This window comes from Streptomyces sp. NPDC043870, assembly GCF_056435785.1.
Genome location: NZ_JBWKDT010000022.1, coordinates 89,932 through 110,921 on the forward strand (window position 1 = coordinate 89,932; position 20,990 = coordinate 110,921).

The window sequence follows — 20,990 nt, forward strand, 5'->3', positions numbered from 1 at the left end:
TCACGACGGCGTCCGCCCACTGTCACAGGCGTGTCACACGCCACACCGTCACGGACGGTCACGGGCGATCACAGAGAAAGCCGGTCGAGCTGGTTGGCGCCGACCTGCCCCCTGCGGTCCCCGACGGTCAGGAGTGGGAGCAGCCCGCACACGCAGAGACCAGGCGGAACGACGACCTCGACGTACAGCGCTGCCTTCCCGGGCTACCCCTCAGTTCGCGCCACTGCCCGGCCGACGCCGTCTGGTGGACGGCGACCGTCGGCACCGGCCACGGGGTGGCCCGGAAAGTCATTTGCGGATGCAGGAACCCGGTTGACAGGCTGAGGTCATGAGCGCTCAGCCAGACCCCGTCCCGGGCTCCCCCACCACGCCCCGGGCGACGAACTGGGTGACCACGCCCGTCACCGCCGACCTCCTGCGCGGCGCGCTCGACTTGGAGCGCACCGAGCACGGTGTGCTGCCGCACCGGCTGCCCGCCCGGGCCCGCACGCAGTGCGCCGATGGGCAGTTGGCCATGGCGGAGGCCCAGCCCTCCGGCGTACGGCTGGTGTTCCGCAGCCGGGCCACCGCCGTCGAGCTGGACGCGCTCCGTACCAAGATGGCCTACCAGGGCGCGCCGCCCCGTCCGGACGGTGTGTACGACCTGCTTGTCGATGGCCGGCTGGCCGGGCAGGCCAGTGTGACCGGTGGCAACGTGCTGCTGGTGGACATGGCCACCGGATCTGCGGAAACCCGGCCCGGCCCGGTCGGCACGGTCCGGTTCACCGGTCTGCCCGACGGTGTGAAGGACGTCGAGATCTGGCTGCCCCACAACGAGATCACCCAGCTGGTCGCCCTGCGCACCGACGCCGCCGTCGAGGCCGTGCCGGAAGAGGGCCACAGCGTGTGGCTGCATCACGGCAGTTCGATCAGCCACGGCTCCGACGCCGCAAGCCCCACCACGACGTGGCCGGCGCTGGCCGCCTCTCTGGGCGGCGTGGAGCTGATCAACCTCGGTCTGGGCGGCAGCGCCCTCCTCGACGCGTTCACCGCCCGTGCCCTGCGGGACACCCCCGCGGACCTGATCAGCGTTAAGATCGGCATCAACCTGGTCAACACCGACCTGATGCGTCTGCGCGCTTTCACTCCGGCCGTGCACGGCTTCCTCGACACGATCCGCGAGGGGCATCCCACCACGCCGCTGCTGGTCGTCTCGCCGATCCTGTGCCCCATCCACGAGGACACGCCCGGACCCAGCGCCCCGGACTTCAGCAACCTCAGCGCAGGGAAGCTACAGTTCCGGGCCGCGGGCGACCCCGCGGAACGGCGCAGCGGGAAGCTGACGCTCAACGTCATCCGGGAAGAACTGGCCCGCATCGTGAAGCAGCGGGCAGCCGACGACCCGAACCTGCACCACCTCGACGGCCGCGACCTCTATGGCGAGGCGGACTTCGCCGAGCTGCCACTGCCCGACCAGCTCCACCCGGACGCCGCCACACACCGCCGCATCGGCGAACGCTTCGCCGCCCTGGCCTTCGGCACCGGCGGACCGTTCACCGCCGAACGCGCCTGAACGCCCGTACTCTCCCGGCGCCGGATCATTGCGCGTCCGCCCGTCCAGGGTGCGCCTATGCGGAGAGATGTCGCAAACCTGTGTTTCCCGAGGTCGAGTTCAGGTCGCCCGTCGACGCGGCCGCGGTTGCTGCGGCGGAGCACTGTCTGGGCTGCCGCCTGCCGTCCGAGCTCATCAGCTCTGCTTCCGGAAACCGACGGCATAACGGCACAGTGGGGCACCACTGAGTGGAATCAGCCTGGCGCGCCTGGACAGGTTGCCGCACGGAACCTTTCCTCGGGCCACGATCAGGGCTGATGACCATGATCGCCGCCGAGGCTCCTCCTTCCAAAGGGCCGGATCCGGTACGGCGGCGCGATGCGCGGCGCAACCGTGAGCTGCTGGTGGAGGCGGCCCGCGAGGTGTTCGCCGAGCAGGGGCTGGACGCGCCACTCGACGTGATCGCCCGCCGGGCGGGCGTGGGAAACGCCACCCTGTACCGGCATTTCCCCAGCCGCGCCGCGCTCGGCGACGAGGTCTTCCGGGATGCCCTGGCAGAGACCATGACCGCCGGGGAGCGGGCCCGGGCCGCCGAGGACGGCTGGTCAGGCCTGCTGGCCTACGTCGAAACGGTCTTCGCGGGCCTGGCCGCCGACCGCGGTACGAACGACTTGATGACCACACGCCTGGACGGCGTCGGCTCGCTGGACGCCGTCCACGCCCACAACCGCGAGACCGTGGATCTGCTTCTGCGCCGCGGGCGCGAACAGGGCACCATTCGCGACGATCTCAGCACCGAGGATCTCCTCCTCGCGCTGGCGGCGCTCGGCCGGGCCGTCCCGGCCCTCACCGCCGCGGCCCCGGACGCCTGGCGCCGCCCTCTCGCCCTGCTCCTCGACGGCCTGCGCGCCTCCCCCGCCGCCGGCCGGCTGCCCGAGCCCCCGCTCACCGCGGCCCAACTCGGGCAGGTCCTGGGCAACTTGGGCCCGCACTGAGACTGACCGGAGCGCCGGAGTGGCCTGCGCTGCGGCCCGGGACACCAGCCGCCGCCCGACATGCCTGAGGAGCTGCGGCACGGGATTCCGGACACTGGACACGGCATCAGGCCGGCCTTGAGCGTGCTCCGTCAGACAGCGAATCAGAAGGCTCGCTCACATCCGTGATGCTCATGGCCAAAGCCGTCGGACTCAGACAAGAGCGTCGAGCAACTCGCGTTCGCGCTGGGCGCTGAGGCCGGCTCGCCTGGCCCGGTCCAGCCCCTGCTCGCGTTCCCAGAGCAGTGTGTCGGCCAGCAGCTCCGTCCGGGGCCGGTGGCGGAGCCCCGCGGCGCGCGCCGCGGACCCGTTCCGGGCAGACCAGCCTTTCCAGCCCGGATCGACCAGCCACATCGGCAGCGACTGGGTGCCCATGTACTCCGCCACGCCGTTCGCGAGCAGCCACGCCGAGTCGGCGGTCACCACCGGCCCGGTGTGCTCGCCGATGGCGCGGGACAGCTCGATCCACTCTCCGAACGGAACGACCGGACCGACAGCGTCGTATGTGCCGATGCTGCCCGTCTCGGCGGCGTCGAGCAGCCAGGCGGTGAGGTCCCGCACGTCAACTGCCTGTGTGGGCATGGCCGTTGCATCGGGAACCAGCATCGGCCCTTGCGGATCGCGTGCGGCACGGGCCACCCAGTAGCCGGAGCGCCCGCTGTGATCACCCGGGCCGCCGATGAGACCGGCTCGTGCGATGAGGAGGCGGTCGCCCATGACGGCCGTCGACGCCTGCTCGCAGGCGACCTTCGCCTCGCCGTACACCGCGCGGTCGACCTCGCTTCGGTCGGTCGGAGCATGGAGGGCCGCGCACTCGTCCGCGTCCGGTGTCGCATGGGAGGCGTAGGCGCTGATGGAGGAGACATAGGTCCAGTGCCTGGCCCTGCCGCCCAGTGCGCCGAGCGCCTCGCGAACGAAGCCCGGCTGCCATGACACCTCGACGACCGCATCCCATTCGCGGTCGAGCAGTGGTCCGTACGCCGAAGGATCGCGCCGGTCGGCGGCCACCAGCCTCGCTCCGTCCGCGACGTCTCCGCTTTCACCGCGAGCGAGGCACGTCACCCGATGGCCGCGCTCAACAGCCTGCCGCGACAACTCCCGGCCCACCCATGCTGTTCCGCCCAGAACCAAGATCTCCATCCCGACACCCAAGCACCGCGAACACCGAGCGTCGAGGCGGGTTCACTGACAGCGGACTCGAGTCGTGGCGTCCTCCCGGGCATGAATGCCCGGATTCCCTGTCGCAGAGTCCGCTCGGCAACTTCATCGGGAGGAACTCTTCGACTGCTCCGGGGAGTGACGAACAGGCCGGTTGCCAAGAGGCGTACAGGCCCAGACCATCGAACGGGCCCTGTTCAGCGGTCAGGACGACGGCGCGTCGGGGCGGTCACCGATCGGCGTACAGCGCCTCCAGTTCCCCCGAGAGCGCGGCGCGCACGTGGCGGGTTACCTCGTCGGCCAGCACTTCGGGGTCGTCATTGAGCAGCGCCGCCATCGTCTTCTCGGCCACGTCGCTCGCAAGGATCTTCGGGGAGTCGACATCCGCCGCCAAGTCGGTGTCGACATAGCCGGCATGGACGCCGACCACCAGCGTGCCCTGCTCCCGCAGCGCCAGCCGGAAGGCGTTCGTCAGCGACCACTGAGCGGACTTGGAGGCCGCGTAGCTCGGAAGCCGCCTGTTGGCCACCCATGACGCCACGGACAGCATGTTGACCAGCGCTCCCCCGCCATGGGCGGCCAATACGGGCGCGAACGCACGCGAGACGGCCCAGGTGCCGAAGTAGTTGACCTCCATCTCGCGCCTGGCACCGTCGAATGACCCCTCGAGGAGGGACGGGCCACCGGCGACCCCGGCGTTGTTGATGACGATGCTGACATCGTCGGCGGCACGTACGGCTGCGGCGACCTGTTCCTCGTCGGTGACGTCCAGTCGCAGCGGAACGAGCCCGGGGTCCCGGACGCTCTCCGGCTCCCGGACACCGGCGTAGACCTTGGCGGCGCCGTGAGCGAGCAGTGCCTGGGCGAAGGCCAGCCCGATGCCACGGTTGGCTCCCGTCACAAGGGCTACCGAACCCTTGATGTCCATGATCACCCCTCCCTGCGGGCGAATGTGGAGGACTCCTGTCTTCTGACGCTAAGCCCCGGACAGCGGCTGATCGACCCGTCACCTGGCTGCACCTGAGTCGCTACCTCTTCGCGCACTCGACGGCAGGGCCACAAGACAGACACCCGCCCCGAGCCTGGCTCGGGGCGGGTGTCGCGTCTGTCCGCAGGGATACGGCGTTCGGATCAGCCGGCGCTGGGGCTGTCGCTCGGTGCCGGCGCGGGCGGGCTTTCCGGCCGGTCCGCTGTCGGTGCCGGTTCCGGTTCCGCTGCCGGAGCGGGGGTGGTCTTCTCCGGGGTGCAGGTGACCTTGTCGCGGGGCGTGTAGTGGGTCTGGAAGTTCTCCCGCTTGACTTCCCGGCCGTCCTGGACGAAGACGCGGTCGACGGCGACGTCGAAGCCTTCGAGCGGGGTCTGGACCTCGCACGTGGGACCGCTGCCGGTGCGTGTGCCCGGCGGTGTGATGTGGGTACGCGGTCCCTGGGTCGCGCGTATCTCGTCGTACTTCTTGGTGCCGAGGAAGGTGATGGTCACCGAGGTGTCAGTGGATTCGGCCTGGATGTAGAGGGCGTGGTCCAGGTCGTTGGTGAAGCGCAGATCGAGGGTGCCCCACGCGACGGTGGCCTCACGGCCTTCCGGATAGCGCTCGATGTAGAAGGAGTGGGCGCCGTACTCGAGGGGTTTGACGCCCGCGAAGAACATGGCGTTGAACATCGTGGTGGCGACGGCGGACACGCCGCCGCCGGGAGACTTCTCGTACTGACCATTGTTGATCATGATGCCGTCGACGAAGCCGTTCTCCTTCGTGCGCTCGCCGACGGTCTTGTTGAAGCTCCATTCCTGTCCGGGCAGGACGACGGAGCCGTTGATGAGTTCCACGGCGCGGGCGATGTTGGTGATGCGGTAGGGAGCGGCCGGGAAATTGACGGTGAAGGAGGAGACCTTCTCCGTGATGCCGAGCCGCTGCGCCGTGGCGCTCGTGAACTCCGGCTGGAGGGCTGGGGCGGCGATCTCGCCGGTGCGGGCCGCGCCGGTGCGGGTCAGCAGGGGCAGGACGGCCTCGTCGAGCGCGGTGTCGGTGACCTTCCGCCCCACGCGGGCCTCCTTCGCGACCACCACGCGGTCGTTGCCGCCGAGGCGAAGTGTGGCGTCCGAGGGGCCCTGAGCGGCTTCCTGCAGCGGCCCGGCCACCGCGGGATCCGCGAGCAGGCCCTTGGAGTCGAGGGCCGGCACGAGGCGGTTCTGATTGTCGGGCCTCATCGCCAGATGCTTGCTGAGCGTGGCGGGGCCGATGGATATGCGCTCGCCGGCGAGGGTGAGGGTGATCGGGCCGGAGAGTGCGGGCCGGGCGAACTGATTCATGGCCCGCTCCGTCTCCTGCGGACCGATCCGCGGCTTCGTCTGCTTCACCGGCATCACGACGGGGCCCGGGCCGCGGCCGGCATCGGTCGTGCGGAGGTAGGCGTCACGGAGAGTGTGAAGGGCCTGGTCAGTGCTCAGGGAGATACCGGTGACGGGGGCGATGGCCCGTGCCCGGCCGCCCTCGAACGAGATCGCCCCGTCGCCGGCCTGGCGCTCGGTGGCCGCGGCCATGCGCTCGACCGCGGCCCGGCTCTTGCGCTCGTCCACGCGTATCACCGGCTCGATGTCCCGACCGCCGGAGGTGAGGAGCCTGCCGGCCACGGTGAGGGGGTCGGAGCCTGCGCGAGCGGCGCGGTCGGCGGTCGCTGCGGTGTCCAGGGACAGTCCGAGCGTGGCGGGATCGGCCTTCTCGACGCGGTCCCCGATCTTCATCGCGACCGGCGCCGCGAAGGCCGGCGCGAGCTTTTCGTCCAGGACCCGCTGGGCCTCCGCTCGGCTCATGCGGCCGATGTCGACCCCTCGCACCTGAGTGCCCTCGGGGATGTCGCTGGTGGCGAGCCCGGCGGTGTAGATGCCGCCCAGGGCCAGCAGGACAGCCCCGCCCGCGGCGGGCAGAGCGTTCCCTGTGGCAGGCAGAGCAATCCGCCAGGTGCCCGTTGTGCGGGGTGCGCGTCCCATGTATCTCCCTGTAGCGCCGGCCGGCCGGAAAGGCGCTTGGGAACGCCAGAACAGCCCGATGTACGTGGATTCGCCCAAAACGATCCGGCAAAACAGGCAAAAAGAGATCAAAATGTGATTGGTTTCACGAGGGGGGAATCCCCCGGATGCCCGGATTCCCTGGAGCCACCGGGGCGCCTGGAGCCCTTGGGGCGCTTGGGGTGAGGTGTACGGGGCGCACGGGTGCACAGGGTGTACGGGGGTGGATGGGATTCGTGGCCGGTCAGGCTGGCACCCCGGCCCCATCAGCGCGAGGTGGGTGTCCATCGCTGGAGAGCGGGTGCTCGAGGTCGGGCTTGTCCGCCGGCGGCTGGGGGACGTCGTGATGCCTGAACAGTTTGCTGGGCCACCACATCCATCGACCCACGTCCAGGGTCAGCGCGGTCACCAGCACCGAGCGGACGATGATGGTGTCCAGCAGCACGCCGAACGCCACCGCGAACCCGAGCTCGGCCGCGAACACGAGCGGCAGCGAGGCCATCGCCGCGAAGGTACCGGCCAGCACCGCCCCCGCTGAGGTGATCACGCCTCCAGTGGCGGAGAGGCCCACCAGCGCGCCGCGCCGGGTGCCGTGTTCCAGGGTCGCTTCGCGCACCCGGGTGACCAGGAAGATGTTGTAGTCGATGCCCAGGGCGACCAGGAACACGAACGACAGGAGCGGGAAGGAGGCTTCCGCCCCGGCGAGGCCGAAGACATGGTTGAACATCAGACTGCTCACGCCGAGGGCCGCCGCGAACGACAGCACCACCGTCGCCATGAGCAGCAATGGTGCGACGATCGCCCGCAGCAGCAGAGTGAGGATGAGGAACACCACGATCAGCACGATGGGGATGATCACCTCGGAGTCGCGGGCGGCGGCTTCCTGCGTGTCGAGAACGATCGCCGTGTTGCCGCCGACCTCGGCATCCGCACCCTCGATCTGGTGGACCGCGGTTCGGGCCCGCTCCACGGTCCGCATGGCGGCCGTGCTGCTGGGGTCGTCCTTGAGCTCCCCGAGCACGATGACCTCACCGTTCTTGACCACCGGCGGCGAGACGGCGGCGACGCCCGGCACCCCGGACAGCGCGGTCTTCACCTGCTCCGCCGAGGCAGCCTTGGCCACGACGTGGACGGGGTCGCCCGACCCGGCCGGGAAGTGCTTGGACTGGATCTCCTCGCCGACCGCCATCTGCGGCTTGTTGGTGAACTGGTCCTTGTTGGCAAGCCCGTCGGCCTTGAGCCCGAACACCCCGAGTGCCATGAAGGCCAGGACGAGCGAGGTCCCGATCCAGACGATCCGCGGCCGGCCGGAGACGGCGGTGCCGACCCGGGTCCAGATGCCCTCCTTGGTCGCCGTGCCCGATCCGTACGACGGCTTCACCGGCCAGAAGATCCAGCGGCCGCAGATGACCAGCAGAGCCGGCATCAGGGTGACCATGGCGAGCAGCCCCACGAGGATGCCGACGGCACAGGCCGGCCCGAGACCCTGGGTGGAGTTCAGGGTGGCCAGCATCAGCAGCATCAAGCTGACCGCGACGGTCGCGGCGCTGGCGATGATGGCGGGAGAGGAGCGGTGCAGGGCCTCCGCCATCGCCTCGTGACGGTCCTCGTGCCGCCGCAACTCCTCGCGGTACCGCGAGGTAAGCAGGAGGGCGTAGTCGGTGGCGGCGCCGAACACCAGCACGGTCAGGATGAAGCTCGTCTGCTTGTTGACGGTGAGTCCGGCGTTCTTCGCCAGCAGGTAGATTACCGCTTCCGACGTGACCAGGGCTCCGCCCACGGTCACCAGGGGCAGCAGCGGCAGCAACGGGCTGCGGTAGGTGAGCAGCAGGATGGCGACCACCACCACCGCTGTGATCGTCGTCAGGCTGCCTCCCCCGCTGAATGCCTTGATCGAGTCGGATGCGTAACCGGCCGGTCCGGTGACGTGGAATCCGAGACCGTCCGCGTTCTTCTTCCCGACCTCGGTCATGTCGTCGACGACCTTGCCGATGCCTTCCCAGCCCGACTTGTCCTTGCGCACCTGGACCACGGTCTGGATGGCCTTGCCGTCCTGGGCCGTCAACGGGCCCTGCGGCTGCCCCACGACGTTCTTGACGCCCTTGAAGGCTTCGACGTCGGCTTGGGCCTTGGCCGTGTCGGCGGGCGTGATGCCCCCGGGCCGGTCGTAGACCACAATCGCCGGCAGGGTGTCGGCCGGCTGGAACTTCTCGGCCGCTCGACGACCTTGGTCGACTCCGCATTACCGGGCAGCCAGGCCGAATTGTCGTTCTCCTCGACGTCGCCGAGCTTGCCGGCCAGCATGAGGGCCGGGATCAGCAGGGCGATCCAGAGGGCGAGGATGACCCATTTCGCCACCCTGCCACTGGGCAATGACGTCAATTTGCGCACCACGTGAATTCCTCAGTGTTCAGTCGACGTGAGAGAGCTTGTCGGGATTGGCGACGGCGTAGATCCCGCACACCTGGTTGCCGTCCGGGGTGAGGTCGAGGACGAGGACGGCGTAGGGGGTGTCGCCGGCGAACAGCAGCGCTGAAGGGTCGCCGTTGACGCTGCGGTAGGCGATGTGGAGACCCTTGCCGGAGTGAGGGGCGACAGCGGCGAGCAGGCGGGCGACCTTGTCCCGGCCGTGGAGCGGCCGCGGGCCCCCCGCTGCCTTCCCTGCGCCGTCGCCCCACAGGGTCACGTCCGGCGCCAGCAGCTGCAGGAGGGCGCCCAGGTCACCGCCGAGCGCGGCGGCCAGGAACCGCTCGGTCACCTGCTGCCGGACGTGCGGCTCGGGCTCGTAGCGGGGGCGCCGGGCGTGGACGTGCTCGCGGGCGCGATGGGCGAGCTGGCGAATCGCCGAGGGACTGCGGCCGAGGATCTCTGCGATCTCGGTGTGGGCGTAGCCGAACACCTCGTGCAGGACGAACACGCCGCGTTCCAGTGGGGTGAGGGTTTCCAGGACCACCAGCAGCGCCATCGACACCGACTCGGCGCGCACTGCCGCATCCGCGGCGTCGTCGGGGACAGGAGTGTCGATGAGGGGGCTGACGAGCGGTTCAGGCAGCCATGGCCCGACGTAGGTTTCACGGCGGCGGCTGACGGTGGCCTGCTGGGCGAGGGCCCGGTTCACCGCGATCCGCACCAGGTAGGCGCGCGGGTTGTCGATCCGCTCCGCGCTCGGTGCCTGGTTTCTGGCCGTCCACGACAGCCATGTCTCCTGCAACACGTCCTCGGTGTCGGCGACGCTGCCGAGCATGTTGTAGACGATGGAGAACAGCAGCTCACGGTGGTCGTGGAACACCTGTGTCGCGGTGTTCGCCACCGGATCCGATGCCGGCTCCCGCGGGCTGCCTTCGGATGGGGCTGGCTGTGGGTCCGGCGGAGGGTGGTACATCGTAGGGCCTCCCGTCGCGGATGCATTCCGGACTGAGAGCAATCCAGGCCCCCGGAGTGTGACATCCGCCCCCGAAATATGATCCACATCTCATCAATGGCCCTGCGCCGCCTGGCAGGACGCGGTGAGGTCAGGGCCCCGGGACCGGCGTCGCGGCGGGGCCCGAAACCTCCGACGGGCTACAGCCGCCACCGGCGCCCGCATCCCGGCGAGGCCCACCGATGCCGCCGGAACACTGAACTCCAGAATCTGCGCGGCCAGCTGAACGAACTGGAACGCGAGGGGACCCCGCTCCAAAGCCGCCTCGACGCGGCGGCCATCGTCATCGTCGCACTGCACCACGACAACGCAGGCCTGCGCAAAGAACTCGCCGGACGCGACCGAGCCGGTCGCGGCACGGCGCCATCGTCGCCCTCGACGAATGACGCGCCGCCCGCACCGAAACCACCAGCCCTTTGCCGAAGGTCTTCAGTGCTGCGGATAGCCGATCTCTGCGATGTCCGCCGCAAGACCGGCCAGGGTGACCTCAGGGTTCAACGCACTGACCACTGCGTCGGTCAGCGGACGCGAGGCAAAGACGTGGCGGACAGCCTCGACGTCGACCGGGACCTCGTAATAGTCCTCGGCCCACTCCTGAAATGCCTCCGCAGAGCGATCCGCCAGCAGCTGGAACAGGTGCCCTGCGCCGTCCGGATCTCCCGCCGCGCCCCCGGGAAAGTCGATCGTTCCTGCCTTCCAGACATCATCTCCCGTCTCCCGCCACATGCATGCGGTGATGACAGGCATCCCGTCCTCGTCCGAGAATGCGGGTTCTTCCACACACGACCGGAAGACTTCGGGAACCTCGTCGAGCACGCCGGGCCATGGTCCGTCCTCTGCGTAGGGGCTCATGGGTGATTCATGGGCGAACCCACGGACGTACGCACCGGCCGCCGAGAAGACGATCGAGTACTCGTCGCCCGACCCGTTGCGCATCGAGGCCATCGCCTCTGTCTCGGACCAGTGGGCATCGAAGGAACAGCAGCGGTCGGCCCACTCAGGACTCAGCACCGCCTCCAGCATGGCCATGGAGCGGCAGTGGTCCCGGAGGACTGCTGTCCCGGGCAGCCGCCGAGCAACGTCATGAACGGTCATGCGCACATCCAAGCGCACGCTTCTGACACTCCGGATTCCTGCCGGACAGCTGTGGAGTCCTCGTCAATGGTCCGCTCGAGGTGGTGCCGGGCGTCCGCATCATCCGGGCCGCTGAACACGCACAGGTACTCTCCGCAGATGCCTCTTGATCAGTACGTCTACTTCGCACTGTCCAGCGAGCGCACCACCGCACAGGAGATGACGGCCTCACTGGGCATCGAACCTGATGAGACGACAGTGCGCGCAAGCCGCTGTGCCGAGCCGGCGAGACCCGTCCTCCATCGCTGGAAAGTCGTGTGCCGAGAGCCGGGCCGGCGGGTCGATGAACAGGTCACTCACGTCCTGGACCGGCTCCGTCCCCACACGGCTCGCATCGCTGAGCTCGCGCGGTACCTGGACGGAGAAGGATCTGGCCCCTCGGCGGTGCTGCAGATCGTGCGCTGCTTCAACGATGTCGAGGGCGCAGACGCGAGGGACCCGTCAGGCGCCCCAGAGGGCCCCAACCTCTTCGGCTGGCACCTGGACCGCGAGGTACTGGACTTCCTCGCCGCCACCGGTGCGGTCCTTGATGTCGACGAGTACGACATGACCCCGGACGTCTCCTGAGGCTGTCTCCCTTCCGAGGGGCGATGGTGTCCCGTCCGAGGGGTATCGCGTCTGCGGCACGCGCTCCAGGAAGAGCACCAGGCTGGAAGAGGAGCGGCCGATGGCTCCAACCACTCGCACACGGCCGGCGAACGCGCCCGGGGTCGGCGGTGCGGGTCGTGGGCGTCACTCAGATCGCGACGGCGGTGTAGGACTCGGTGTAGTGATCGCCGTCGGCCCCGTAGTAGGTGCAGGTGCGTGCGTTCAGGTCGACGTCGTACCAGAGCACCCCGGCCTTCCAGCAGCCCTGGACGAACTCGGGGAAGGTGGACTCACCGGCCTGGTCGGTCCGCAGGGCCGTGATCAGGGCCTCACGGTCGAACGACGCGATGTCGACCATGCCGCTGCAGAGCGGCTCACCCTGGACGGCGACGGGGCCGGCGTCGGTGAGGTAGAGGAAGGCGTTGGAGGGCACTGCCATGCGGCAGCGGCTGACGCCCGCCTGGCGGAGCGCTTCGGCGAGGTAGGGAAACCCGCCGACCTTCGGCCGGACGGCGGCCGCCCGCTCCAGGGCGGCCTGCAGGGTGGTGATCGCGCTGCTCATCGGTTTCTCCGGACGTAGTGGGGGCATTGCCCGTGCGGGAGTGCGCCACGGTAAGATGACAACAGGTTTCCAAACTGTCATCATGTTGTCAATGTGAGGGTGTGGCATGGCTGACGAGATGGCCCTGCTGGTCGCTGACGTGTTCGAAGCAGCGGGTCTGCTCCGCAAGACGGGCGAAGCCATCGCTGCGACCGAAGGGCAGACACAGGCGCGCTGGCAGCTGCTGAGCGTGGCCAGCGAGAAGGGGCTCACTGTGGCGCAGGCCGCCCGCCGCCTCGGGATCGCTCGCCAGGGAGTCCAGCGCGTCGCCAACGACCTCGTACGGGAGGAGCTGGCTGTCTTCCGGACCAACCCGGACCATCGCGCATCACCGCTGCTGACCCTCACCCCCGCCGGAGAGCAGACGCTGGCAAGGATCACCACCCGCGCGACCCGGGTTCACCGGACACTGACCGCGGAACTCCCCCTGGCCGAGATCACTGCCGCCCGAAGCCTGCTGCACCGCCTGATCGACCAGGTGCACCGCTACGAGCAACGTGATGAGACAAGCCGGCACCCATAGCTCGCGGATCGGAACAGCAACCGCTACGGTCCCCACTCAGGACCCCGCATGAGAGCACCTGCGCCTGCACTGTCGCAGATCCTGTGACATCCCCGGGCGATCGCCGGCGACTGCGGGCGGTGCCGCCGTACCAATGGCCATCCGGTAAGGTCGCGATCTTCGGCCGGCGCAAGCTCCGGAGTCCCTGAAGGCGAACGCCATGATCAACCTCGACCAGCCCACCGCACGCCTTCGCCTCGACGCCGCGCTCGACGGCCTGGCCGCCACCTTCCGCGGGATGACCGCCCACCATCTGCCACGCTCAGCCCGTGGCTCACCACCTGGGAAACACTGACCGGCACCCCGGCCGGCCGGCGCCTGGCCGAGGCGGTGGAGCGGTGGGAGTACGACCTGCTCGGAGACCAACTCCCGTGGCACGCCTGGGACAACGAAGAAACGATGCGCGCCGAGCTGACGGACTGGCTGGTCCGCCATGCCCCTATCCGGCTCCACGCCCACGGCGTGTCCGAGGAACTGCTGCACCGGATACGGCTGCTCGGCCTCACCGGCATCGACCGCTGGGACGACCCACAGTGGCCCGGCCAGCGACAACGCTCCCCCGAGACCCCCGGAACTGGCTCCTGCCCCCGCACCGGGCCGTCCGGGTGCGTGCCGGGGGGTCTTCCCCAGCTTCCGGCCGATCTACGGGAACTCGCGATCCGCGCACTCGATCGAACGGTCACCGAGCGATCGGAACTCACGGAACTTTGGGACGAATCAGACCACAGCAGTCCCTGGCGAGAGAAGATTCACGAACTACGCGGCGCCCTTACGCCACGCTGAGCACCATGCCCTGCGTGATCGCGCCGCAGAAGTCGGGCCAGAACCACGACCCGTGAGTGAGCCAGTCCCGCACCGCCTGCCCCGCGTCACTGCCACGCCGGCCAGGGACAGATCCGGCAGGCTACCGGCACGGGCAGCAGGACCGGCTCCCACAGGCGGCACGAGGGACGCGACAACGAGGGACGTGACGATTCCGCCGTCGATCGTGGAATGCTGGGTTGCCGAACTGCGCGCCGGCCTATGATCCGACCTTCCCGCACTGGAAGGTGATCCCTCAATGCCTGTGCCGAGCCTGCTCGCGGTTTACGCTCACCCGGACGACGAGTCCCTGTGGTCGGGCGGAGTGCTCGCCCGTCACGCGGCCGCGGGCGCTCGAACCGCCGTTGTCACGGCAACCTGGGCCGCGGACACCCCGCGCGCTGCGGAACTGGCCGAGGCACTCCGGATCCTCGGCGCCGACGAGCCGCGGATGCTCGGCTATGCAGACGCCCGTGCACCGCAGTCGGCCCCGGGCAATGTGCGGTTCTGCGATGCGCCGCTCGACGAGACGGTGCGGCAATTGGTCGCGCACATCCGGGAGTTCCGCCCGGAGATCGTGGTCACCCATGACGCCTACGGCGGACTGACCGGCCATCCGGACCATGTGCACACCCACCGGGTGACCATGCTCGCCGTCCAGGCCGCCGGGCTTGACCGGTTCCTCCCGGATGCCGGCGACCCCTGGCAGCCGAGCGCCCTCTACCTGGCCACGCACCCGCACTCGGCTGTGCGGGCGCTGGGCGGGTACCTGGCCGATGGGGGCAAGGCGATGCACAGCGTCCCGGACGCGTGGATCACCGCGACCGTCGACGTCAGACCCTGGGTGGAGCAGAAGTGGGCCGCCGTGCTGGCCCACCGCACCGAGCTGGAACGGGGAGCCGCACCGGCTCTCATGGCCGGCCTCCCGGCTGCCGTGCGGGAGCGGATTCTCTCCACCGAGTGGTATGTCCGCCACGACCCCGTCTCCGCGGCGGCAGCCCAAACGGAACTGACCGCCTGAGCAGGAGCCCGCCCGTGAGCGCGGCTGTCACGGCAGGCGCCCTGAGGCCGTCGACAACAACTGGCCGAGTACCCCGCGCAGGCCGGTGCCTCGCGGCAGGCTGATCAACACCTGGTCAACACCCGGTCCGGAAGCGGATATCCGTCGGCCTCCGTCCGGAGCCGACGAGCACCGCCCCCCGGAATCGCGTATTGCGACGCAACGACCACCCACAGCGTCGCGCATCAAATCACGGACCTTGCAACCGCGAGAACGCGGCTGATCAACTGCGCTTGAACTCCACCGGCCCGGCGTCCATCAGCACCGTGCCGTCGGTGTGCAGGACCGGCCGCCTCTCCGTGAACCGCTTGCTGTAGCGCTCGACTTGGCGGATGGCCACGCCTTGCGGATCCGTGAAGTCGACGAAGGCGCTGGCCACCCAGTACGACGTGTTGCTGTCCTCGTAGAGCGACACCGTCACCATCGAGCCGAGCCCGTCCTTGACGACGACCCGCGCACCGTAACTGCGGAAGCCGCCTGCGCCGTTGCTCACTGCGCTGTACGCGCAGATCAGGGCGTACCCCTGCTGGTCCGGGCGGACGATGCTGATCGTCCCCTCGCCGGAAGTTTTCGCGTCGCCGCTCAACTGCATGTACGGCGGCTCGTTCAGGGAGCCGGGGTTCTTGTAGCGCTCACCGTCCTGCATTCCCTTTCCCTTGAGCCACACAGGCATCCAGGAGGGGGCCGAGCTCCCGCGCCACGGTCGTCAAAGCGCGCACATCCCGTTCCGCGCGCGCGATCAGGATCGCTCCCTCCAGCGCACTGATCATGAGCGTAGCGAGTCCTTCGGCACGCCCGGCCGGCACGCCCATCTCCCCGAGGGCCTGCGTCACCGGCCGGGTCCAGCACGCGAACGCGGCAGCGGCAGCCGTCCTGGTGGATTCGGTGGAGGCCGTACAGTCCACCGTCGCCGCGGCGACAGGGCAGCCCGAAGCGAACCCGGCTGTCCGGTACTCCTCGGTCCACTGGTGCACCATGGCGGCGAACAGCCCGCTGGGCGACGGCTGGGGCATCTCGGCGAGGAACCGGCCGACGCGCTTGGCGGCGTACTTCCCGGCCCAGTCGACGGCTTCGTCGACGAGCTGCTGCTTGCCGCCCGGAAAGTAGTGCTGGAGAGAGCCGCGTGGCGCTTCCGCGTGAGCGACGACGTCCCTCATCCCTGTCGCCGTAACGCCGTCGCGCCGAATCAGCTGGGCCGCACTGAAGACGATCCGCTCCCGCGGCCCCCGTTCCGAACCCGCCATCACTGACCTCCAACCGACCGGCGCGGGCACCACTTCTCACCCCACGGATCAGGTCAGCCTATATACGCCGGTCAGGCCGTCCTGATCACGTGTCGAGCTCTCCAGCTCCACGTGGCGGGCGAGCGCGGTAAGCAGTCCGGACCTGCCCGGCAGCACGCAGGCCGACACGCGCTCGACGCCGCGTTCTCGGGCGCGGGCGAGGAGGGCGTCGACCAGGGCCGTACCCATCCCCTGCCGCTGCCAGGCGTCCGCGACGAGCACGCCGAGTACGGGCCCCCGCGGGGCCGCTCTCCGGCGCGGCGGCGAGGCTGGCAAGACCGGCGAGGCGGCTGCGGTCGCCCTGGTGGGCGACGACTGCGTCATGCGCCTCGGGACGGCGGGCCAGCGCGCTTTCCGCATAGTCGCGGGGCAGCTCGTGGAGGTATCCGAAGAACCGCAAGCGGACGGTCTCGGGCGAGCAGCTGTCGAAGAGAGCCTTCAGGGCAGGGCCGTCGGTCGGCCGGACACTGTCGAGTCGCCACGGACCAGCTCCCCCGGGCTGCCGCGTGCGGGCCGCGGAGGGCTCGTCGACTGTACTCCTGCCGGGCATTCCTGATGCGGATGAACCCACTATGACCACTGTCATAGAACCCAGTATTATGACCACTGTCATAGATGGCAAGCTCGACGAGGGCGGTGCACGGTGGACGTAGGTTTCCTCGGCCTCGGCGTCATGGGGCAGCCCATGGCGCTCAATCTGGCCCGGTCCGGTCAGGACCTCGTCGTCTGGAACCGAACCGCCGCCAAGAGCGAGCCGCTGCGGGCGGCCGGCGCACACGTGGCGGCATCTCCCGCCGAGGTATTCGAGCGGGCCCGCGTGGTGATCCTCATGCTGGCCGACGAGGCGGCGATCGACTCTGCCCTGGACCGCGGGGCGCCGGGCTTCGCCGTGAACGTCGCGGGGCGCACGATCGTCCCTATGGGGACGACGTCGCCGGACTACTCACAACGACTCGAAGCCGATGTCCGCGCAGTCGGCGGCAGCTACGTGGAAGCGCCTGTCTCCGGCTCGCGCGTGCCTGCGGAGGCAGGGCGGCTCGTGGCGATGCTGGCCGGCGAGCGGACCGCGGTCGAGACGGTCCGCCCGCTGATACGGCCGATGTGCCATGAGACGTTCGTCTGCGGACCGGCCCCGAACGCTCTGCTGATGAAGCTCTCGGTCAATCTGTTCCTCATCACGATGGTCACCGGGCTCACCGAGGCGTTCCACTTCGCCGACCGGCACGGCCTGGACAGGGAGCAGTTTCTGGCCGTGCTCGACGCGGGCCCGATGGCCAGTGGCGTCTCCCGCATGAAAGCACACAAGTTGATGACCCGTGACTTCTCCGTTCAGGCGGCAGCCGTGGATGTTCTGAAGAACAACCGGCTGATCGCGCAGGCGGCGAGGAAGTCCGACCTGGCTTCACCGTTGCTGGACGTCTGCCACGCCCTCTTCGACGAGACCGTGGCCAGGGGGCACGGCAGGTCCGACATGGTTGCGGTCCTACGCGCCATTGAAGCCCGAACCGACGAAGGCCGACTTCGCTGAGGCATTCGGTACGAGGCCGACGGCGCCCCCCACCGCGACCAACGACGCCACGGAACAGGCAGGACGACACGGAACGCTCCCCCGGTTCGAGCCAACGGGACGAACGCTTCCAGTTCGGGGTCCATGTCGGCCATCCTCACCGGCACCACCCCGAGATCACCCGCCAACGGGGTCGTTGGCGCTGCTCGCACAGGTACCCCAGGGCACCGTGCGAAACAACGCCGACGTGGCCGCGATCGCCCGCATAGCCGGCAACCCGGAAAATCTGGAGACTCTGGACGCCTACTGCGCCACCGGCTCCCTACGTCGGGCCGCTGACCTCCTCCACCTGCACCACAGCAGTGTCGCCCGCCGACTCGACCAGATCGCGAAGACCCTGGGCATCGAACTCACCGAACCCACCGGACTGATCCGGGCCGGGCTCGCTCTCACCGCATGGCGGCTACTCAACGACTGAGGAAGACAACCCGGTCGCCCTCCGGCTGGCGGGTCACGACGAACGGGCTACGGGGTGACGATGCTGATGCCCCGCATCCGCGCGCCGGTCTCGGTACGCGGGCGATGCGTACTGCCCGGCGCGAACACGACATAGCTGCCCGGTCCGAGCCGCTGTCCTCGGTCGATGAACTCGCCCGAGATCACGTGATAGCGCTCTTCGCCCTCGTGCACGTCCACCTCGGGCCATTCGGTTCCCGGAGCGTAGTCGTACATCCAGCCGCGGGCCCGCTCGGTGGCAGGCAGCCGCCGCCGGATGATCCCGGGAACGACTTCCGGCAGCGCGTCGCAGCGGCCAGGCCCTTCTGGAGGAGACGGAACTCCCCGTGGAGACGATCGCGGTCCGAGTCGGACTGTCCTCGGCCGCCAACCTCCGCAGGCGCTTCCATGCCCTGGTGCACACCACGCCCGCCGCCTACCGGCGTTCCTTCGGCCGCCACGAACCCGGCACAGACTCCTGGTCAGGCGCCTGAGGAGGTCCCCACGCGAGTGGAGCGGCGTGCGTCCGGCTGTCGGGGTCACCGAAATCCCGTTCGCGCCGCAACGCGCCCTCGTGCGCGCGCGGTCACCCCAAGGCGCGCATTACGCGGGACGGGGAGGGAGTTGCGGCTCTACCATCGAAAGACGGATCTGCGGTCGCCCGACGTCGCGGACGGCAATTCACACCGGCTCAGCAGGAGCTGAGTTGTTTCCGGCGTGCAGCGTGACCGCAGCCGAGGTCCGGAACGGCCTGGTCCCTCAAGCGGAGGGGGCGTCGGGATCACGCCCATCCGTATGCCGGGCGGCGCGCTGCGGCCCGGCTACGAAGGCCTGATCATCGTGGCCTGCGGCCCGACGGAATTCCGCATGAACGGCTGCCTGGTGATCGACCAGGGACCGAGTGATTGAGAGCAATTACCGATCGCTTCCCGACTTTCAGCGCGGGGGCCTGTACGAGGGATATGGGGATGCAGATGAAGCCACGCCAGCATTTGCTGGACATCTGGCAGGCAATCGCGCTCCACTCGTTCGAGGACGGTGAATGGGAGTGGGGTGAATGGGGCGGGAGGAGCAGTGTCGCGGATGCAGAACGTCTGCTCTGCCTCATGTATCCGGCGACCGAGATCCCGGCGTTCCGGCTCGACGACCCGGACACCATGGAACGTGACGTCCGGTCGGCGCTGAAGAGCGTCGGCGGACGGCTGGAACTCCCGGTCACGCTCGTCGCGGTCCTCGCGGAGTTCATGCGCAGCCACACGGCGGAAGGCAAGAGGCCGAGTTTCGCCGGCGGTTACTACTACATCTCCGGCGATCCGGAGCGGGAACTCACCTCGGAGCAGCGGGAACTGGGCGTCGTCGACTCCTTCTCGATGTCGATCACCCTCTCCCTCGCCACCCTCGGCTTCCTCAAGGTTTGCGAGACGAGGACACGCCGCGCCGAGGTACGGGCCCTGATCGACGAGCTGAAGACCGCCACCGAGACCCGGCTCACCGCCGCGATGGTCAGTCTGCTGCGCTCGTTCACCGTCAACGTCTTCGACCCGGAGGAGCCCCAGGGCCGTACCCTCGGCGAGTTGCTCGGCACGGGCCAGGTCTCCGAGCGGATCGTCTTCCAGCAGTTCCGGCGCCGGTTCAAGGCACTGCGCGCCACGGTCAGCGACAGCTTCATTCTCGGTGTCGACGTCGCCGACCGCCTCAGGGACGACAGCCAGCTCTTCGAGATCGGCTGGGCCTGGAGCCTGGTGCGGGACGCCCCGCCGGTGGAGACCGTCGGGCCGATCGGCCCGCAGCCCGACGGGGTCGCGGACCCCGTCCCGTACCTCTACTTCACCGTGGTCGCCCTCGACGGCATCCAGGACCTGTTCTCCGAACGCACGCTCACGCTCGGTCTGCTGAATGCCGAACAGCAGCGGCTGGCCGAGGCGTTACGGCTGCGATGGGAGGTCACCCAGCAGTACTGGTCGGGCATCGCCCGGTTCGGCGAGGGCAGTTGGCCGCTGGAGGACATCCCCTGGCGTACGACGGGACAGCGGCTGGAGTCGGAGTACTTCTCCCTCTCCGTCGCCGCCATCCTCGTCCAGGACCTCGTGCGCCGCCGCGCCACCGACGACGACCTCGCCCGTACCGTCGGCATTATGGAACGCCTCGCCGAACGGGGCCGTATCACCAGCCGTACGACCCAGAATGATCCGGCCATCGGACTGCATCATCCCGGTGTCCGGCTGCCGCTCCTCGGCAGCCAGACCATCGGACCACCGATGCAGTGGACAATGGGCGACTTCTCGGCACAGCTGCTCAAGCGGAGCATCCAGCTCTGCGCGCTGTCCCGGAACACATCCGCGCATGACCGGCTGCTCCGTCTCGCCGAACGAATCCTCGACCACATGTGGACCCGCCGGATCACGAACGGTGACGGCGCCGGTCTGTGGGACCAGGTCCGGGCCGCGTATCCCGAGGCGCCGCCCAACGAGGGCCCGTTGTCGTGGAACATCACCGAGCGCGTCACCGAGTGCATGGTCGCCGCGTACCAGCTGTACACCCAGCCGCCGATCCGCAGCGCCGAACTGGCCGCTCTCGCGGCCGCCCTGCTCAGCGAGGCCACGCACCTCCTCGGCAACGAACAGCTGGAACCCACCTCCTTCGCCGACGGCTCCCGCGGCATCGCCCTCAGGAGCATCGAGGCCAAGCTCCGCCGCGCCCGGCGCATCCTCGACGACCAGCCCGGCACGGCCTTCGCTCTGACCCTGGACGCACTCGGCGGACTCGACACCCTGGCGCTGGCCAGGCATACCGCCTCCCGGGGAGTGTGAAC

General features: G+C 69.2%; 20 protein-coding genes and 2 pseudogenes. 11 read left to right on the plus strand and 11 right to left on the minus strand.

Going from position 1 to position 20,990, the window contains the following annotated elements; genetic code table 11:
* Positions 1–328 precede the first annotated feature (328 nt).
* Complete coding sequence (locus tag AC0699_RS24850) at positions 329–1,552, plus strand: GDSL-type esterase/lipase family protein (protein WP_478664026.1); 1,224 nt, start codon at positions 329–331, stop codon at positions 1,550–1,552.
* Positions 1,553–1,854: 302 nt separating this feature from the next.
* Complete coding sequence (locus AC0699_RS24855) at positions 1,855–2,526, plus strand: TetR/AcrR family transcriptional regulator (protein WP_478664142.1); 672 nt, start codon at positions 1,855–1,857, stop codon at positions 2,524–2,526.
* 192 nt (positions 2,527–2,718) lie between these two features.
* On the opposite strand, the gene AC0699_RS24860 is transcribed toward AC0699_RS24855, so the two are convergent.
* The 6 genes and pseudogenes from AC0699_RS24860 to AC0699_RS24885 form a co-directional block, all read right to left on the minus strand.
* Positions 2,719–3,705 carry an NAD-dependent epimerase/dehydratase family protein gene (locus AC0699_RS24860; protein WP_478664029.1) on the minus strand — a complete coding sequence of 329 codons (987 nt, stop codon included), beginning with the start codon at positions 3,703–3,705 and terminating at the stop codon, positions 2,719–2,721.
* Positions 3,706–3,952: 247 nt separating this feature from the next.
* Entirely contained in the window at positions 3,953–4,651 is a 699-nt protein-coding gene (locus AC0699_RS24865) for an SDR family oxidoreductase (protein ID WP_478664032.1), read from the minus strand.
* Positions 4,652–4,854: 203 nt separating this feature from the next.
* Entirely contained in the window at positions 4,855–6,708 is a 1,854-nt protein-coding gene (locus tag AC0699_RS24870) for a VanW family protein (RefSeq protein ID WP_478664036.1), read from the minus strand.
* Positions 6,709–6,970: 262 nt separating this feature from the next.
* A pseudogene (locus tag AC0699_RS24875) lies at positions 6,971–9,120 on the minus strand (MMPL family transporter).
* 16 nt (positions 9,121–9,136) lie between these two features.
* Entirely contained in the window at positions 9,137–10,108 is a 972-nt protein-coding gene (gene sigJ / locus AC0699_RS24880; protein WP_478664039.1) for an RNA polymerase sigma factor SigJ, read from the minus strand.
* 468 nt (positions 10,109–10,576) lie between these two features.
* On the minus strand, positions 10,577–11,242 hold the full coding sequence (locus tag AC0699_RS24885) for a hypothetical protein (RefSeq protein ID WP_478664042.1): 666 nt from the start codon (positions 11,240–11,242) through the stop codon (positions 10,577–10,579).
* Positions 11,243–11,380: 138 nt separating this feature from the next.
* Here AC0699_RS24885 and AC0699_RS24890 point away from each other — a divergent pair, with 138 nt between their 5' ends.
* Positions 11,381–11,848, plus strand: a complete 468-nt coding sequence (locus AC0699_RS24890) for a DUF4279 domain-containing protein (RefSeq protein WP_478664044.1) — start codon at positions 11,381–11,383, stop codon at positions 11,846–11,848.
* A 169-nt stretch (positions 11,849–12,017) separates the two neighbouring features.
* Here AC0699_RS24890 and AC0699_RS24895 read toward each other — a convergent pair whose 3' ends face one another.
* Positions 12,018–12,431, minus strand: a complete 414-nt coding sequence (locus AC0699_RS24895) for a DUF1398 family protein (protein ID WP_478664047.1) — start codon at positions 12,429–12,431, stop codon at positions 12,018–12,020.
* 106 nt (positions 12,432–12,537) lie between these two features.
* Between AC0699_RS24895 and AC0699_RS24900 the strand changes: the two genes are divergently transcribed.
* From AC0699_RS24900 to AC0699_RS24915, 4 genes are all read left to right on the plus strand, one after another.
* Positions 12,538–12,993: a MarR family winged helix-turn-helix transcriptional regulator gene (locus AC0699_RS24900; protein WP_478664050.1), complete on the plus strand. Its 456-nt coding sequence runs from the start codon at positions 12,538–12,540 to the stop codon at positions 12,991–12,993.
* 199 nt (positions 12,994–13,192) lie between these two features.
* Positions 13,193–13,327, plus strand: coding sequence for a hypothetical protein (locus AC0699_RS24905; RefSeq protein WP_478664053.1), 135 nt, complete (start codon positions 13,193–13,195; stop codon positions 13,325–13,327).
* Positions 13,328–13,431: 104 nt separating this feature from the next.
* The gene (locus AC0699_RS24910; RefSeq protein ID WP_478664144.1) at positions 13,432–13,815 is read left to right on the plus strand and encodes a DUF4259 domain-containing protein; all 384 of its coding nucleotides are present in this window, start codon (positions 13,432–13,434) and stop codon (positions 13,813–13,815) included.
* Positions 13,816–14,092: 277 nt separating this feature from the next.
* Entirely contained in the window at positions 14,093–14,854 is a 762-nt protein-coding gene (locus AC0699_RS24915; RefSeq protein ID WP_478664055.1) for a PIG-L family deacetylase, read from the plus strand.
* 262 nt (positions 14,855–15,116) lie between these two features.
* Here the strand turns inward: AC0699_RS24915 and AC0699_RS24920 are convergent, their stop codons facing one another.
* The 3 genes from AC0699_RS24920 to AC0699_RS24930 are packed head-to-tail and all read right to left on the minus strand — an operon-like array spanning position 15,117 to position 16,536.
* Positions 15,117–15,539: a hypothetical protein gene (locus tag AC0699_RS24920; RefSeq protein WP_478664057.1), complete on the minus strand. Its 423-nt coding sequence runs from the start codon at positions 15,537–15,539 to the stop codon at positions 15,117–15,119.
* On the minus strand, positions 15,526–16,137 hold the full coding sequence (locus tag AC0699_RS24925; protein WP_478664059.1) for a TetR/AcrR family transcriptional regulator: 612 nt from the start codon (positions 16,135–16,137) through the stop codon (positions 15,526–15,528). Before AC0699_RS24925 ends, AC0699_RS24920 begins: the two co-directional genes overlap by 14 nt.
* A gap of 48 nt (positions 16,138–16,185) precedes the next feature.
* The gene (locus AC0699_RS24930) at positions 16,186–16,536 is read right to left on the minus strand and encodes an N-acetyltransferase family protein (RefSeq protein WP_478664061.1); all 351 of its coding nucleotides are present in this window, start codon (positions 16,534–16,536) and stop codon (positions 16,186–16,188) included.
* Positions 16,537–16,819: 283 nt separating this feature from the next.
* On the opposite strand from AC0699_RS24930, the gene AC0699_RS24935 reads away from it, so the two are divergent.
* Both AC0699_RS24935 and AC0699_RS24940 read left to right on the plus strand, forming a co-directional pair.
* Complete coding sequence (locus AC0699_RS24935; RefSeq protein ID WP_478664065.1) at positions 16,820–17,704, plus strand: NAD(P)-dependent oxidoreductase; 885 nt, start codon at positions 16,820–16,822, stop codon at positions 17,702–17,704.
* A gap of 208 nt (positions 17,705–17,912) precedes the next feature.
* Positions 17,913–18,161: a helix-turn-helix domain-containing protein gene (locus AC0699_RS24940; RefSeq protein ID WP_478664068.1), complete on the plus strand. Its 249-nt coding sequence runs from the start codon at positions 17,913–17,915 to the stop codon at positions 18,159–18,161.
* Positions 18,162–18,208: 47 nt separating this feature from the next.
* On the opposite strand, the gene AC0699_RS24945 is transcribed toward AC0699_RS24940, so the two are convergent.
* Positions 18,209–18,481, minus strand: coding sequence for a cupin domain-containing protein (locus tag AC0699_RS24945; RefSeq protein WP_478664147.1), 273 nt, complete (start codon positions 18,479–18,481; stop codon positions 18,209–18,211).
* Here AC0699_RS24945 and AC0699_RS24950 point away from each other — a divergent pair.
* Both AC0699_RS24950 and AC0699_RS24955 read left to right on the plus strand, forming a co-directional pair.
* Positions 18,469–18,672 (plus strand): annotated as a pseudogene (locus tag AC0699_RS24950) (helix-turn-helix domain-containing protein); the annotation flags it as partial. The gene AC0699_RS24945 and the pseudogene AC0699_RS24950 sit on opposite strands and share 13 nt — an antisense overlap.
* A 474-nt stretch (positions 18,673–19,146) precedes the next feature.
* The gene (locus AC0699_RS24955) at positions 19,147–20,988 is read left to right on the plus strand and encodes an SCO2524 family protein (protein WP_478664071.1); all 1,842 of its coding nucleotides are present in this window, start codon (positions 19,147–19,149) and stop codon (positions 20,986–20,988) included.
* Positions 20,989–20,990: the final 2 nt, after the last annotated feature.